Origin of the sequence: Acidithiobacillus albertensis (genome assembly GCF_001931655.1) — a bacterium.
Taxonomy (GTDB): Bacteria; Pseudomonadota; Gammaproteobacteria; order Acidithiobacillales; family Acidithiobacillaceae; genus Acidithiobacillus; species Acidithiobacillus thiooxidans.
The window spans coordinates 1-15,491 of record NZ_MOAD01000033.1 but is presented as its reverse complement, the minus strand read 5'-3'; the positions used below and the strand labels follow the sequence as shown (position 1 = coordinate 15,491).

The 15,491-nt window shown below is 49.6% G+C and carries 15 protein-coding genes; 11 read left to right on the top strand and 4 right to left on the bottom strand.

Features of this window, described 5'->3' with window-relative positions; translation table 11 throughout:
* Positions 1-198 precede the first annotated feature (198 nt).
* The gene (locus tag BLW97_RS19240; RefSeq protein WP_143214959.1) at positions 199-1,938 is read left to right on the top strand and encodes a hypothetical protein; all 1,740 of its coding nucleotides are present in this window, start codon (positions 199-201) and stop codon (positions 1,936-1,938) included.
* Between the two features lie 26 nt (positions 1,939-1,964).
* Here BLW97_RS19240 and BLW97_RS16780 read toward each other — a convergent pair whose 3' ends face one another.
* The 3 genes from BLW97_RS16780 to BLW97_RS16770 are packed head-to-tail and all read right to left on the bottom strand — an operon-like array spanning position 1,965 to position 5,844.
* On the bottom strand, positions 1,965-3,971 hold the full coding sequence (locus BLW97_RS16780; protein WP_075324002.1) for an ATP-dependent helicase: 2,007 nt from the start codon (positions 3,969-3,971) through the stop codon (positions 1,965-1,967).
* A complete protein-coding gene (locus tag BLW97_RS16775) occupies positions 3,968-5,563 on the bottom strand; it encodes a type IV secretory system conjugative DNA transfer family protein (RefSeq protein ID WP_031572051.1) in 1,596 nt (531 codons plus the stop codon). The genes BLW97_RS16780 and BLW97_RS16775 overlap by 4 nt, the downstream gene beginning before the upstream one ends.
* The gene (locus BLW97_RS16770; protein ID WP_031572049.1) at positions 5,563-5,844 is read right to left on the bottom strand and encodes a hypothetical protein; all 282 of its coding nucleotides are present in this window, start codon (positions 5,842-5,844) and stop codon (positions 5,563-5,565) included. Before BLW97_RS16770 ends, BLW97_RS16775 begins: the two co-directional genes overlap by 1 nt.
* A gap of 84 nt (positions 5,845-5,928) precedes the next feature.
* Here BLW97_RS16770 and BLW97_RS16765 point away from each other — a divergent pair, with 84 nt between their 5' ends.
* The 10 genes from BLW97_RS16765 (at position 5,929) to BLW97_RS16715 (ending at position 15,031) form a co-directional block, all read left to right on the top strand.
* Entirely contained in the window at positions 5,929-7,071 is a 1,143-nt protein-coding gene (locus tag BLW97_RS16765; protein ID WP_031572047.1) for an AAA family ATPase, read from the top strand.
* A 15-nt stretch (positions 7,072-7,086) separates the two neighbouring features.
* On the top strand, positions 7,087-7,365 hold the full coding sequence (locus BLW97_RS16760; RefSeq protein ID WP_031572045.1) for a hypothetical protein: 279 nt from the start codon (positions 7,087-7,089) through the stop codon (positions 7,363-7,365).
* 1 nt (position 7,366) lies between these two features.
* Positions 7,367-8,437, top strand: a complete 1,071-nt coding sequence (locus BLW97_RS16755) for a hypothetical protein (protein ID WP_031572042.1) — start codon at positions 7,367-7,369, stop codon at positions 8,435-8,437.
* A 449-nt stretch (positions 8,438-8,886) separates the two neighbouring features.
* A complete protein-coding gene (locus BLW97_RS16750; RefSeq protein WP_143214958.1) occupies positions 8,887-9,618 on the top strand; it encodes a hypothetical protein in 732 nt (243 codons plus the stop codon).
* Between the two features lie 29 nt (positions 9,619-9,647).
* Positions 9,648-10,652, top strand: a complete 1,005-nt coding sequence (locus BLW97_RS16745) for a ParM/StbA family protein (protein ID WP_077218519.1) — start codon at positions 9,648-9,650, stop codon at positions 10,650-10,652.
* A 288-nt stretch (positions 10,653-10,940) separates the two neighbouring features.
* On the top strand, positions 10,941-12,011 hold the full coding sequence (locus tag BLW97_RS16735; protein ID WP_242947860.1) for a sce7726 family protein: 1,071 nt from the start codon (positions 10,941-10,943) through the stop codon (positions 12,009-12,011).
* A gap of 121 nt (positions 12,012-12,132) precedes the next feature.
* Positions 12,133-12,429, top strand: a complete 297-nt coding sequence (locus BLW97_RS16730; protein WP_075323998.1) for an HU family DNA-binding protein — start codon at positions 12,133-12,135, stop codon at positions 12,427-12,429.
* Positions 12,430-12,588: 159 nt separating this feature from the next.
* On the top strand, positions 12,589-12,936 hold the full coding sequence (locus tag BLW97_RS16725; RefSeq protein WP_075323997.1) for a hypothetical protein: 348 nt from the start codon (positions 12,589-12,591) through the stop codon (positions 12,934-12,936).
* Positions 12,937-13,331: 395 nt separating this feature from the next.
* Positions 13,332-14,426 carry a GSU2403 family nucleotidyltransferase fold protein gene (locus BLW97_RS16720; protein WP_051690571.1) on the top strand — a complete coding sequence of 365 codons (1,095 nt, stop codon included), beginning with the start codon at positions 13,332-13,334 and terminating at the stop codon, positions 14,424-14,426.
* A gap of 239 nt (positions 14,427-14,665) precedes the next feature.
* Positions 14,666-15,031, top strand: coding sequence for a hypothetical protein (locus BLW97_RS16715; protein ID WP_031572025.1), 366 nt, complete (start codon positions 14,666-14,668; stop codon positions 15,029-15,031).
* Positions 15,032-15,242: 211 nt separating this feature from the next.
* On the opposite strand, the gene BLW97_RS19540 is transcribed toward BLW97_RS16715, so the two are convergent.
* The coding region (locus tag BLW97_RS19540; RefSeq protein ID WP_158025217.1) for a hypothetical protein at positions 15,243-15,491 on the bottom strand (249 nt) is incomplete at its 5' end.

The following is a 15,491-nucleotide window of genomic DNA, read 5'->3' as shown; positions in this document are numbered from 1 at the left end:
CCGTGAAAGTCACATGATCCACCAACCACGGCGGAACCAATCCTAACGCGAGAGAAAACAGCTCTTCAGGGACCATCAGCTAACTCCAATTCAGGGCACGACCGCTCCACAGCATTCTACCCCCTACCCACTCAATCTGACGAAGAGCCAACTCCGGTTACTTCGTGGACATCTGCAATCTACGATTGGATACCCAATTTGGAGGGGGACGTATTAGATTCAAATAAAACGTACAAAAAACTACGTGAGGAAGAAGAAGGCAATCCATCAGAAGCAATTTCATCAGATCTGGCCGTTGATGTAGAGGACTTTTTCGGCGGAAAGAAAGCGAACGATCCAACCCAGAAGTTCACCTCATTGAGTGACCTCTATCAAAATCTGGGGCGAAGCGTCCTCGTGGCTTCTGTCGCCGGATACGCCAGAAACCCCAAAAATATCGCAGCTATGCAAGCCATGTGTAAAACTCATGGTGATGAAGCCTGCGCCCAGACCTTGCAAATGTTCTCCAATCAGATTCGCCGACCAAAGGATGTTGTGGGCCACACCCCTGGCGTTTCTTCATGGTTAGGGAAAACCTTAGCGGACCTGGGCAGCTTTACCATCACAGGCTTGATAGAGGTGGTTGTCTATTCAATAGGGACACTTTTTAACACGGCTTCCCCATATATTATCGGTTTATCTATGACTGCAGCCATATTGGTGAGTTTAATCGGTCCTTTTTGGATGCTGATTGCCGGCCGATTCGTGCATGCGCTGGAATGGATGACGTTACCCGTCATTCTAGTAAATTTATGGGATGCACTTTATATAATTTGGCTCATTGTTTGCGACGGATTGGATGGAATTATTCCACATCTATCCAATGCGGTTAATGGCTACGGCTCATCCAGCCTTTCCGCGCCCAAAATTGGGATAGTTTCCAACCCAGACCTGATGAATCATATGGTAAATATTTTTGAAGCTATGGGTTTTCTGGCCATACCAACAGTGGCTTACATGCTTCTATTCGGGAAAGCGGGTGATGGGATGCGCAGCAATTTCGGAACCAGCATGGGAAGGATGATCGGCATGACGACTACGATGGCTGCCATGGCCGCCATGCGGGCAGGAAGAAGATCAGGAGGTAAACCAAAGCCAGGCGGCAAGGTTGCGGCACCCGGAGGCAACGCACCCAGCGGCTCGGGCGGATCTGGCGGATTAACCCCTTCTAACCCCGTAAAAGGCGGCCCCGGCGCACCGGGCGCTCTATCAAATGCTCCAAAAGCATCAGGCGGCAAACCGCTTGGGGCGAACAATTTAAATCAAAATATCGGTTCCGGCAGCGCGAGTACCGCCAGCAATAGCGCATCCACTAGCTCAAACTCCAGTGCCTCCAGCAGCAACGTTGGATCATCTACATCCAATACTACCGGCGGTACCAGCTCCGTATCATCAACATCCAATTCTTCCAAAACAGGATCCACAGCTAACATGCAATCGCCATCGGTACAAAATGCCAGTGGCCAAGGCTCTGCTGGCCCCTCATCGGGTCGGCAAAGCTCAGGACCGGGAGCAGTACGCCAGGGGCAGGCTCCGACTTCGGGCGGGCAAGGCTCAGGACCCGCATCATCCAGACAAGGCTCTGGCCCTTCATCGGGTCGGCAAGGCTCAGGACCGGGAGTAGTACGCCAGGGGCAGGCTCCGACTTCGGGTGGCCAAGGTTCAGGCCCCGCATCATCCAGACAAGGCCCAGGACCATCATCGGGTCGGCAGGGGACAGGACCAGTCGCTTCTAGTCAGAGAGCGTCCAAAACCCAAGTCGTCGTTAAGCAAAAATCCGCAAAAGGAGACGGCAACACACCACAGAGTCAGACCAATGCGGGCAATAAACAATCCGGACCATATCGCCAGAACAATCCCACTGGATTATTTTCGCCTCCACCGAAAACTTCGCGATGAGGTTGATTGCCTCCGCTACTAACCCATCAATGGGCGGCGGCGGAGAAGCATTCATCAATATACCTCACCAAGCTATATTCTTTTTTATTACCGATTGCGGAAAAGAATAACCTGGTTTTTGCCCTGGTCATACCGACATAGAACAATCTCCGACCTTCCTCTACACTCGACACATAGTCGATTTCGTCGGATACACCCCATGCGTCGCAACGCATTATCCAAACATAATCAAACTCCATCCCTTTAGCGGAGTGTAAGGTACCAAAATAGAGCTTGCCATCTACATTATTACTCCCCGAAACATCACGACCGAAAATCCTTGAAACGGCACGGACGCGATCATGCACAGAGCCATCCACTTTTTCACTCAAAAAAGAAAAGAAAAACTTCAGTTCTTTTATCCTCTTGCCTTTATCTGTCTGGAAAATGGAAAGATCCGAAAACACGTTATCAAGGCCTTCCTGTATGTCTTGAACCATATCTTTAGTCAAACATTTTCCACGAATCAGGACGAGATCCCTCCAGTCCGTAATCATGTCCCTGAAAGCGCGAATTTTTGTAGCATCATCAACCGTATCTAAACTGGCAAAAAGGTCCGTATCCAGCAAAAAGGAGAAGGGATCACCGGAAACCTCGCATCGGCCCATGGCCTCTAATGCCCGGTCGATACCAGCTGGTGAAACTTGATACAGGGACAAGGCCATACTCAAAGATTTTTTGGTAGGCAGATCAAATCCCATGGATACCAGGGATACAGCCTCAGCAATATGTGGCTTGTCTAAAAAAACGCCAGATCCAGAGCGATAATATGGAACGCCCAGCTGCCTGGCCCGGGCTTCAAGCATCCCCAAAGAAAAGTTTGTTCGTGCCAGAATAGCTCCGACGCCGCCATCAAATTGCATAAGTGATGAAATGTAATCAACAGCTGCAGCCGACTCCTGATAAGCCGCACCGCCTGCCTCACCAGAACCGTCATTATCTTCATGAGACACCACATCCTTTGTTAAGACATCACCGGAATCAATCTGATAAAAACCACTCAGATCGGGTGCAAGGCGAGACTCAACAACGATACCATCAGGCGAATACACACGCAGCTCCACGGTTCCATTACAGGAAGTGACCCCCGAGCGTATATCCTTTTGGAGACGCTGGTTATTGAGCCCTATCATATTGGTGGCTGCACTCATTATTAACGGCGCCGTTCTGTAAGTTGTGGTGACGTTGTAACGGTGATGAGGGAAGGATTCCATGAAATCCTTCATGCTTTTGTAACCAATCGATCCACGGAAAGCGTATATCGACTGGTCATCATCCCCGACGATAGTGGTCATGACACCATGTCGCGCATGAATTTTGACCCACTCGTGTTGCGTCTCGTCGGTATCCTGATACTCATCCACGATAAGAAAACGCCGATTCATAGGCTTGGCCAAGCCGCTTTCCAGTGCCTCCACGCTATCCTTTAACATGGAGTCGTAATCGATCAGGTTGAGCTCACGCAGCGATTTTGTATAACTGCAAACAGCCATATACGCTACAACTGATTCTTCTGATTGGTCTTCAGGAGCATCCGGAAGAGGGTGGCGGCTCCGTATGAGATTGAAAGCGTTAAGACAGCGTTGTTGTCTTCCCCTATCGAGCCTGGCACCAAACGCTTCATCCAGGGCCTTATATATCATTGACGTGGACTCACCGGGGCTGAGTCTTTTTCTTTTTCTCCAGGCTTTTACGCTCGACACAATCTCACCCATAGCGACATGCAGGGTAGAGATATGAACCGATGATGCGGCCTTGTGACCAATAGCAGCACTCAGTCGATCCTGCATCTCTTTTGCTGCATTTCGAGTAAATGTCAGCATCGCGACAGTCTCCGGCCCGTATTTTTCAGCAAGATAAGCAGCTTTGGCGACCATCGTGGTTGTCTTTCCGGATCCTGGCCCCGCAACCATGACCGTATGCCCCTCATCCATAGCCGCCGGCAGCTGCGACTCGCTCAACCTGTTCAGTATGGACTGGACTTCGGCACTCATGCTGACATAGATACCGCTCGTTCAAGCGAAAAAGCAGCGTCATACATTTCACGCATATCCAGACCCTTTATATAGGGCGTTTTGATTCGCTCTAAATTAAACGGGGGGATTCCGTTAGGCAGGATAACTTCCGGGAAACGCACTTTCATAATGTGTTTGCCGTGTGCCACGATTGCCTGCCCAACTTCCAAATCCCGAAACTCAGTGGGGCGAACCCGGTAGTCGTACTGTTCTTTCAATGTCATGCTGTCTGTGGCTGACTCTGAAATATTATGGAAGATGTCAAAATCAAGATTCTTGTTACCCTTGGCATGGCTGACGCCACTCGCCTGCATTTTTAGATTCTGCAGCGCGTCCGCACAGAAGTCGGCGGCGTACTCCATTGATTCCGGATCACCCAACGGCAGGAAAGTCTTAACATCGGTGTTGGCAAAAATTTTCGACCGGAAAGTTTCTCCGAGAGGTTCTTCGACCAGGTTGGCGGAGGCCTGAAAAAACATGGTTGCACCGATTCTTGCCCCACGCATCATCTCAAGTGGCGTCGTTATCTGTCGGCTCGCGTAGGACCCAAATTCATCAAAGAGCCAGCGGTAAGGAATATCGAGCTTGTCAACGTCACGGCGCCTATACATTTGTGCGATCACCGAGCGCAGATCCGAAAACAGAATTTTGGCAAAGGACTTGGCCGTTTCGCTTTTTTCGAGTTCGGGCGTCATAAAGAACATGATGTGTGATTCATCATGCCCGCGCAAAAGGTCTACCTCTGCTGAATAAGGGTTCAGGACCTCACCCATGTCACCGATACCATATGGGTACAATCTGTTGGCCACACCGCCGATTTGCTGCCGCATTCTGGCCAAGTCTATGGTAAGCCCGCCATCCTTACCCGTTGTCCGGTAGCTATCCAGGTGCATGGTATAGAGCGTTGATGCTTCGCTGACGCCAAGCGATTTCACGCGCTCTTCAAGCCAGGACATGGCGTTCGGGTTATTGAGCAGAATATACAGATCGAGGGCATTGAAAGAGAGGCCAATATGCTTAATCGCCCCAATGGTCGCCTGGAGCGCGGAGTGTGCCATTTCCTTGAAATGTTCTGCTGATGGATTGCCGCCTGTTTCCACCGTCCCGGTAATCCGTGAAGCACCAACATCGGGACCACCACGATTCCACGGGGAGTAGGTATGCGATTCTTTGGCGTTATCGATATTGACGCACCTGAAATCCAGTGATCGACCATATGCGTCACACATCGCCATCATCATATTTCTGAATTCATAATCACTCTTGCTTTCGATGACGCCCACGCCGCCGCCTCGACGAATCTGACCCAATGACTTATTGACCAGATAGACCGTCTTACCAGCTCCGGACTTGCCCATAGCCAGTTCGTGCCGGACGGATGCCTGGTCGTCCGCGAAAACCGGATCGCCATAGCGCACGTCGTACTCGCCATAAAGCGCACTACCCAGGACCCGGCGCTCGAAAAAATCCTCCAAATATCTTTTTAGCCGGGCTTTCAGTACCGGCTTGCGAATCCCTGCCGTGCCATTGATAACTGCATCACGCGCCACATCCTGAACGGTAGCTGCCATCACAAGTCCTCTTCGATGATGCCGACAAATGTTTGTTTGGGGATGCCGTAGTCAGCATGACGGTGCCGCCCTACCTTCAGACGCATCCTTTTTTGGTAAGGCTCCCTGTGAGGTATGAGATTGATCAGCGTAAACCGCAATCGTTCGTGGTTGAAAACGATTGCAGCACCCAACCCAAACTGGACCAGTATCACGATGATCGTAAACCACCATACCGGATACCAGGGGAAACTAAGAATAAAGATGGCAAAAATAAAGGCCGCAGACCTTACTCTGTCCATGGTTTTCCCCAGAAAACGAGTAAATAAAGTGTATAATAACACCAGAAATGGTGCATAGCACCCTGAAAAAACGAGGATATGACCATGGAAACCCAACCTGAAACCGGAATGATGAGCATCGCTCAGACCTCCGTGCCCCTGTTCGGGCAGAAGATCGCCATCCAGAAAATCGACAAAGCAATCAAAAGAGCGAGGAGTGGATTGCTCGGCAAAAGGAATAAGCCATTTGCCAGCATGCTACTGCTTGGCCCGTCTGGCGTAGGTAAGACTGAATCCGCAAAGGCCATTGCCGAAATGGTGTTTGGGGACCGATCAAGGATTGCCCGCTTTAACGCGAACGAGTGCGCAGGGGAGGGCGGCCAGTTCAAGGCTTTCGGCCCGCCGCGCGGATACCTTGGCTCGGATAAAGGAGGCTTACTGACGCAGCAGGTCAAAGCGCTCGAAGGCCAGTGCGTCATTCTTGTGGATGAGATTGAAAAAGGTACCCAGGAACTGTTTGACGGTTTAATGACCGCTCTGGATGAAGGTTACATGGAGGACGCCTCATTCGGGGAACGCATTGACGTGAGCGAGTCCATCATCGTGATGACTTCAAACATTCTCGCAGGCGAAGATCTGTCCGACCTCGAAGACGAGGATTTGCGAGAGCGCATTGCACTGAGCCGGGTCCCCAACCACAAAACAGGCGGAGAAGCTTCTCCCTTTCGCATGGAGTTTGTGGGAAGGATTCAGGAGGTGATTCACTTCGATGCACTGGATGATGTCGATATAGCCGGAATCATTGCGCATAAATACCGGAATGACACGGCGGTAAAAATCGCTGTTCAATACAATCTCCTGATCGTTGATTTGAGCCCAATCGCGCTAGGCTTTTTGACCAATAAGGTCGGGCAAACAAAGTTCGGTGTTCGTTATGTTGATACGATCATTAACAAATATATCGTAGATGGCGTTATTGACTACGAGGATTTGCCTACAGAAAAATCGCACACTTACATCTGGGACTTGTCAGAAGATCAAAAGCTGATCCTGCTTGATCTGAACACCGATGGCTATGACAAGCTCGCAAAATTGCGGGACGAGCCAGAGAGTGAAACGATAAGAAAGATGAAGGAATTGCATATTTCTTTGGCAAAGAAGGCTATAAAAGAACTCCGTAAGGAGTATGGTATAGAACAAAAAAACACCGATCAAAAAGTTCTAAATCATAAGATGATAGTAAACTAGAAGCGAGGCTGGATCATGGATGGAGTTGCTATTGTTCCGTTGGTAGGCTTTGTTGTTCTCACCATTCTTTTTATTATCTCAAGCGGTTTCAGAGAACTCATCAAACTTCTCATACAGGGTCTATGGGCTCTAATTGTTGGCTTGGCGCACAGCATGAAATATCTGTTCAAGGGCGTAAAGATAATTCTTGTTTACACGTTCCAGTCTGGTAACGCGATAAAGCAAGATGCCATGCAAAGAGACAGAAAAGAAGAAGAAACAGGGAAGCCGACAAGGAATAAATTGAGGCGATAAAATGACCTTTAAAAAGCCGTATAAAAATATAACAAACCAGGAAGTGCGCCCATTTGGTATTGCCGGAACACCCATAAAAAAACGATACCTCACGACCATTCCGATAGACACCTGCCGTTATCGGGATGGTTACGACCGCGAAATAGAAAGCTATTTACGGATGAGAAATGGCATTATGAACGGCCTAAAAAAAGGAAGGCAAGCCTTTTTGCCAGGGCGTTTTGTACTGCGGAATTGTGATCCGTTATGCCGTCTTTGCCCGCATGTTGTAACCTTTAAGCTGCCCAATCGTAAGCAGACCAAAAAGATAACTGCTACCAAAATGCTCGAAGCCGCACCAGAATCAGAGTGGGTTGCAAAAGGACATCCATCCCTTTCTATACGCACCATGGGGGAGCGTGCCCGGATTGCCCAGGTACTTTTCACAGAGGAAGAAAAGGTACAGAAAATAATGGCTATCGAGAGCGAGATGATGGAATTCACAGATCTAAGCATCGACTTCATGATGCGCTTTTTTGCGGAGCGTGACCCCAAGATTTTACAACCCTACGAAGACCATTTTTTCTGTCGCTACGACCTGCGTGACGCCGAGGTCTGCGGCTTCTACCAGCCACTTTGGGGCATGCGGATGGATATTCTGCTCTCCATGCTGCGCGTCGCGTATCGGGTGCTGCGGTATCGATTACATGCGTACTACAGCAAAGTCCTGGGTGGGCATAGTCCAAAGTGGAGCGGCCTGATTCTCCCATCGCCAGCAGGTCGCACGACTCTTGATATTCCACGCTGGCGGTGGGTTTATATTTTCTATGTGCAGCAACACGGGAACCTGACAGAAAAAATCAGGAAGGAGATCCGCCGCAACGGTGAAGTATATCGCGTGCGTGTAATGCCGACCTCCGGCCCGGATTATAAGACGTTGGGGGACCCCGACCTGGCCCGTTTTCGACGCTCGATTCTGGCGGCGAAAGAACGCATAGAATACCTGGATGCCATATCTGACGAAGCAGAACGGCTGCTTTGGCGTGCGAAGAAGGAGCTATGGGACTCCAGAAAAAAGAAAGCAGGTGAATAAAAAACAGAAAAAAGTGCATGATAGTCGGATAAAGCGAAACTCAACAACAGAGTTGCAAAATACCGGAAGGCTCCAAACAACAAGCGTCCCAATAATGGACCGAAAGTGGACCAATAATGGTCCAAAGCTGGACCGCATTTGGACTGCATTTGGACCACATAAGGACCGATGTTGGACCGAGGTTGGACTGATATTGGACCGAACAAAAACAAAAATATAAAAAAAATAATAAGTTACTTATTTTTATAGCGTCAATTATGCGTCTTGTATATAGACATGCAATCGAAATCGTTGTAAAAATATTAGTGATTGTTTTGAGCTGCGAGAAATTAAAAGTAGAAAATTATTCATGATAGTCGGTTAAAAGGAAAAGAGGAGAAATCGAGTTGTCAAAAAAGAGCCGTGTCAGAATAGAAACCAGCGTCTACCAACGGGCAGAGGAGATTGCAGTGTCCAGGGGGCTTTCATCAGCCACGGTCCTAGACGCTGCTATTCGAGCCGGGCTTGCTGAGATCGAATCCGCGCAACGCTACGAGCTGCTCCCAACCGGGATACTGCTAGTCCGCGACGGAGGCCAGGATGCTCCACCAGCTAGTCGCCGCAATCAGAGAGCATCAACATCGAGGCCAAAGCCGGCGGGTAATAAAGCCATGGCGCAGGAGAGAGCCAAGTCAAATACTGACAGCCAACAAACGGCAATCACCTCACAAACCCAACCATCGGTAGTCCAATCCACACGACAGCCAGCGCAACGAGCATCAGAGGCCACTGCAGGCCAACAAACGGCAACCACCCCACAAACCCAACCACAGGTAACCCAACCCACGCCACATCAAGCGCAACCGGCACAAGAGCCAGCCGCAGGCCCACAAACGGCAACCACCCCACAAACCCAACAGCAACAGGTAGAAACCAACACGCCCGTACCACCATTCCTCACAGGCGAGATGGTCCCATCAGACATTTACGACGACCTCACCGATTACGAAAAAGAATGCCTGAGCCACGAAGCCTTTTTGCTGTCCCCGGACGGTCAAGTCGTTTTGCGCGATGAGCCGCCCATCGCCAGCGACGGGACTCGCGGAAACCTCATAGGATGGAGAACGCTGTGTGCGGGGTTTATTCCAGGAGACGACTTTGATAATTTTATCGGCCTGACATGGAAGATTAAGGATAAGTAGGCGTATAATCGTAACGAGTATTTTCGATTATGGAGAAAAAAATGCAGGCATGCGGAATCAATATCGGTTATGGATATCTGAAAATTAAAACAAAAAGCGGTTATCTTCAGGTGGCGTCCGTTGTAGAGAAAACCAGAAAGTCCAGCATGGGCTCAGTCGGGGCCATGCGAGAGACATTAAAAGTGGTCGTCGATAATGCGACTTACGAAGTTGGTGCTGACGCACACCATCTGTCGTCAACGCAGAATACCAGCAAGTCGGTTTCAGATGCTTGGTACGACACCGTACAGTATCGCGCACTCATGCAATTAGTTATTGATCGCCTACAAGCAGAATCAGAAACCGAAGGCGACGACAAATGGGTCGTGACCATCGGAATTGCCGTCAATCAATACATGCGCCCAGCAATACGGAAGCAGCTTGCAAACCTATGGAGAGGGGAGCATCTATCTAGTGAAGGAGAAAAAATAGAAATAAAAAAAGTAACGGTAGTGCCAGAACCATATGGCGCCTACACTTATTACAAAGACAAGTACGCAGAAAAAACAGCAGGACGACGCATCATGGTTATCGATATCGGCTATCGAACCACAGACTGGGTTGAAGTGGTCGATTCAAAAGTCATAGAGCGTCAGGCGAACGCCATCAATCTCGGTATGTTTGATGTGTATTCTGAAATTTGCAGAAACATTATTTCAGACCATGATGCCAATCTGGATATTGTCGCCGTGGAGCAGGCCATTCTGTCTGAAAAAGAAACCCGCGTTCGTGGCACGAACATCGATATGAAAAAGTATTACGATAATGCATTGAAAACGGTTGGCAGGATGATTGAATCACGAATCCGTACAGAAATCGGAGCCGCCGACCAAACAGACCTTGTGCTGGTTGCTGGGGGTGGCGCCAAAGATTTAATAAAGTTTGTGCAAAAGTCATTTCAAAAACATAATGTGGAAATCTGCGAAAACCCACAGGAAGCCAACGCGCATGGTTACTTTCTGTCTGCCTATAGCATGGTCTCTATGCTTTCTTGAGCACGAACCATAATGTCCAATTCAGCAACCAAAAATACAGACGCGCCAAAAACTGAGTCAGAATCCGAACCGGACTGCTTTCGTTGTGCTCAAGAGTGGGACAGGGCGCACCAGGGGAATTCGGTTTTCTCCTGCAAGGCTATGAGCAGGATGTGGATATGTCCCGTCTGCGGTAACAAGCGTTGCCCGAAAGCGACGGATCATCACCTGGGCTGCACGGGCAGTAACGCTCCAGGGCAACCAGGATCGAGGTATGGATAATCGGTTGGCGGGCCATCCCGAATACGGATGTCCCGTAAACCAACAATGGACATTGGCTCTGATGTGCGTCAAAATAGAAGAATAGAAAAAATAAAACAGATCACCACCTCTCGCGGATTATCTGAATGTGTATTGTGCAATACACAAACCCGAATCAGCCAGATTCAGAGCGATAAAACTGCAACCATCCGATCATTTATTCCCAGCAAAATGAAAGTCTGCAGCGCAAATAAAACACCCATCTTGGCCATGCTATTCTCAGCCGCCGTTTTCCGAGAGATGGCGAAGCAGGGCAGGTCACGATCGTTCGTTAGATTGCTCACAGAAGCCGACATCATCACAGATTCCGATCGGCACAAAACAGTAGGCGAGATTTTCGACGTGGCTTTTGAAGCGATGCAGATTGTGGGGCAGCGATACGAATATGTTTACCGGTCTGCAATGGTCCATAGGGCTTTAACAGAAACACAGTCGATTCGCACAGTCTCAATACTGAATGAGTTTCGAGTAGGCAACAGCAAAGCAGATCTGGTCATTTTGGATAACACGGCGACCGTCTACGAAATAAAGTCGGAGCGAGATTCGCTTGCACGACTTGCCAATCAACTCGATAACTACAAGCGTGTTTTCGCCAAAGTTCATGTAATCGCGAGTGAGGACCATATCGCAGGTGTACTAAAGACAGTTGCTGACGACGTGGGCGTAATGTGCCTTAACAGTCATTGCCAGGTCACCACGGTACGAGAAGCTTTAGAGCGCCCAGAGAGAACCAATCCGGTAGTGCTCTTCGAGTCGCTGCGGCTGGCAGAAGCCATTACGATACTGCAAGCTATAGGCGTAGTTGTACCGGATGTGCCTAATACGCAGAGACACGCTGCAATGCGCGAGATTTTCGGCACCATAGATCCGACGGCCACACATGCTGAGATGGTGAAGACGCTCAAGCACACCAGGAACCAAGCATCTCTTGGTGATTTCCTGGCCCACTTACCGAAATCCTTGCAAGCTGCAGCATTGATGGTGTCTGTTCGCCGCTCCGAATATTCGCAGGTGATAAGCGCCATCAAGACACCGCTGCATCAAGTCATGGACTGGTAAAAACCGGAGAAAAAACCACAAGCGGTTTATCGTTTTGTTTATATGAACAAGTAATGTGGGTACAATCGTCAAAAATCCATTCAGATGGCCTTACGAACGCACAAAACTTTAGAGAAAAACAATGACGAAATCAGAACTCATGGAAAAGATGTATCAATCCCTACGAGATCAGGGAAACAAAGAGATCTCCCGCCAGGAAGTCATTATGGCCGTCGGACTAATCCTGGATCATTGTGCCCGGGCTTTAGCGGATGGCGAGCGGATCGAGATCCGTGGTTTCGGGGCATTTACGCTGCATACGATAGCGGCCAAAGCCGGCCGGAACCCCAAAACGGGTGCTTCTGTAGCGGTACCTGAAAAACGCAGCGTGCATTTTAAGCCCGGACAAGAGATGCGGATACAGGTCAATTCGCAATAACCCATCACGCGGAATGGTATACGCCTGTGTTGCGCCTTTTAGGAAAATTCCCTACATTGTCAAAACGAACACACTTTGAAGAAAACTATCCCGTTCAAGACGGGAAAGAATTTGCCGATTTTAAACAGTGAATCACTGAATGATAGAAAAGGATAAATCATGACTGAAGGTAAGAAACGGGTGCGCCGCACTCCGGAACAGCGTCTGGCCGATCTGGAGAAAAAGCAGGCAGAAATTCTGGAACGTCAGAAAGCGGCGCTGGCCAAAATCGAAGCCGAGAAAAAACGGTTGACGCAATCTCCGTCAGCCCGTAAGAAAAACGTAGAGCAGGAAAAACGCTTTGCGCGGGCGGTTGAGGCGTTAGCTCCGGAATGGGATTACCGCCACTTTATTGCAGCCATTGAAAAAGCCCTTCAGGAAGATCCACAGGCCTTGCAGGAACGTGGGGAAGCCTTGTTGGAAGAACATGGCAAGCCTCGGCGGGGTAGGCGGCCACGAAGTAATTAAGCATGAGGTCAGGGCAGGATGCCGCAGGGCGGATTGTTCTGAACTGGTACAAAATGAGTAGTTTCTGATTTTTGTCTTATAAAGGCCAGGTTCATCCAGGGCTGGATCCCATCCAGTCAACGGACTACGGACCTGGCCAGTCGATTAATTGAGAGACTCGGTTCACGCCCTATCAGGAGGTCAGACGTATTCTTTTGGCCCATTCTCCGGCACAACTGAGCGTCAATAGCCACGCGTTGCAGGCGCAATCCTATCAACTGTGTGCAGATTTATAGGATCGGCAATCAGCAAGGAATTCGACAAAGCAGATTCCCCCGGCCAAGAAGGATACGATGCGGCTGGCTCAGTCTCAACACATCGGGACTACGTGATCCGGACAGATCACTGGATCAAAATTGACGTATCACACTGTTTATTATACTATTTATCTCAATATTTTCATATTGGGCGATATAGTGATAAATATAATTAAATACATAAGGATAGATAACGAACAGCGGCGCGCTGCTATCGACCACGGGCAACTTTTTGCCGCGTATCTCGACGCATTGCGAGATCGTCGTCAGTACCGTGGTGGCATGTCTTGGCAGAAGGTCGGCGACAAGGAATACCTGGTACGCTCCGAGGGCAATAGCATCAAGAAAAGCCTTGGGCCACGGTCTCCTGAAACGGAACAGGTTTTGTCAGATTTCGCACAGAAAAAGCACGCCATTGAAGAAAGGCTGTCCGGTCTCAAAGATCGACTGAACAGGCAATCTGCCATTTGCCGCGCCATGAACCTTGGGAGAGTATCTCGATTGACTGGCGACATATTGCGCGCCCTGGCGAATGCCGGTCTTGGCCACAAAACCACAATGATTATCGGCACCAATGCGCTGTATGCCTACGAGAGCATGGCCGGGGTGCATTTTGACAGCGATCTTTTGGCTACCAACGATCTGGACGTACTTTGGGATGCCAGATCCAAGCTGAAACTCGCCGCCCAAGTGCCTGGAGAGGGGCTAATTGCCATTCTAAAGAAGGTGGACAAGTCCTTTGAAGTGATGCGGTCGGCCAAATTCCGAGCGGTAAACAAAAACGGTTTCATGGTGGACCTTTTGAGAGAACATGTAGACATGAGAACATCCCCTGAGCCTTCATTTGCCATGCAGGATGATTTCGTGGCCGTGGAAATCAATATGAAATGGCTATTGTCATCACCAAAAGTAAGTGCCACGGCGATAGACGAGGCAGGGTACCCTGTACCCATGACGGTTCCCGATCCGCGTTCCTTCGCCATGCACAAACTATGGGTATCCAGGCAAGTGGACCGCGATCCCGTCAAAAAGCCACGGGACGAGGCGCAAGCTATGGCGCTGATCAATCTCATAGAGAACGAACTTCCACAGTATGCGTTTTCCGAGCAGGCAGTTCGCATGTTCCCTAAATCCGTCATCCGTCGATCAGACGCGCAGCATCATTTCATGGGAATGAATGACGATTTCTCGTGACGATGACTTCGGTGTCATCCTGCCCGTTGCCGTGGGCGTCCTGGTTGCACTACTGACGCTAAAGGACCACCGCTAATCACAACAGTTAACCCCCCCCACCCCTAATTTGACGGCGCTGCGCCTCCAGAAGTAATCTCTTTCAACGGTTTGGTAGCGGTTCCCTGGTTGCCCATTCGGGGAACTGCGCTAGAATAACAGGGTAGGCAGCATCGGATAGAATAGATAGAAAGGAGATCATAATGGGTACCATGGACGGATTCTTGTTGGGGCAAGCGGTATCGCCGACACCAGAGTATAACTCGGGGCCTATATGGAAAGCCCGCGCACAGCAAGAGGAATCCAATGCATTGTGGTGGAAAGCAGAAGCCGAGAAGCTTTCTGCGTCCTTGGATAAAGAGCATAAACGGTTCATAGAAGAACGCAAGGAACGGCGGGGTTATATGCGTGGGTGGGCTGTAAGAGGGCAGGTTCTGCGGGAAATGTGCGGATATACCGAGGAACGCTTAGAAGCTGATAGCGATGTTATCGACGAAAAGTACAACGATCAAACCATTAAAATGATCGACGAAAAAAGCGCTGAGATTGATACAAGAACGGGATTTTAATCTCGCCTTTGAATCCTTCTCGCTATTACGAACACTCTAAATTGGAAGCCCGCAATCAATCTGCGGGCTTTTTTATTTAGAGTAAATCAAATTTAAGGAAGCGTCCTAGATGACACTTGGCCATCTTTTGCTTCTGTCTGCGTCTTCGCCCCGTCTGGACGAGTAGTTGTTGCGCTCAGTTGCGGAGATCCGTCTGATCCTTTGGAAATCGTCATGGAGTCCCCGTTTGGAGCAGTGTAAGACGTTCCGCCGCCACCATTCGCAGACTGTCCAGTCGTCGCTGTTTTTCCAACGGCTTCACCGCCCCCAACGTTACTAGAACCTGTCGTCGAAGATGATGAAGAATACTGCCCACCTTTAGGTCGTCCGCCACCTCCACCACCTCCACCACCTCCGTCATCCCCACCATCACCCGATCCTTCCGTCTTCCCCCCCGCATCCCCGCCGCTGACATTACCGG

Coding starts and splice junctions, on each gene's coding strand:
- BLW97_RS16725 (WP_075323997.1), top strand. CDS start 12,589: ATGACTGAAGGTAAGAAACGGGTGCGCCGCACTCCGGAACAGCGTCTG.
- BLW97_RS16745 (WP_077218519.1), top strand. CDS start 9,648: ATGGAGAAAAAAATGCAGGCATGCGGAATCAATATCGGTTATGGATAT.
- BLW97_RS16760 (WP_031572045.1), top strand. CDS start 7,087: ATGGATGGAGTTGCTATTGTTCCGTTGGTAGGCTTTGTTGTTCTCACC.
- BLW97_RS16735 (WP_242947860.1), top strand. CDS start 10,941: ATGTCCCGTAAACCAACAATGGACATTGGCTCTGATGTGCGTCAAAAT.
- BLW97_RS16755 (WP_031572042.1), top strand. CDS start 7,367: ATGACCTTTAAAAAGCCGTATAAAAATATAACAAACCAGGAAGTGCGC.
- BLW97_RS16730 (WP_075323998.1), top strand. CDS start 12,133: ATGACGAAATCAGAACTCATGGAAAAGATGTATCAATCCCTACGAGAT.
- BLW97_RS16715 (WP_031572025.1), top strand. CDS start 14,666: ATGGGTACCATGGACGGATTCTTGTTGGGGCAAGCGGTATCGCCGACA.
- BLW97_RS16780 (WP_075324002.1), bottom strand. CDS start 3,971: ATGAGTGCCGAAGTCCAGTCCATACTGAACAGGTTGAGCGAGTCGCAG.
- BLW97_RS16770 (WP_031572049.1), bottom strand. CDS start 5,844: ATGGACAGAGTAAGGTCTGCGGCCTTTATTTTTGCCATCTTTATTCTT.
- BLW97_RS16775 (WP_031572051.1), bottom strand. CDS start 5,563: ATGGCAGCTACCGTTCAGGATGTGGCGCGTGATGCAGTTATCAATGGC.
- BLW97_RS16765 (WP_031572047.1), top strand. CDS start 5,929: ATGGAAACCCAACCTGAAACCGGAATGATGAGCATCGCTCAGACCTCC.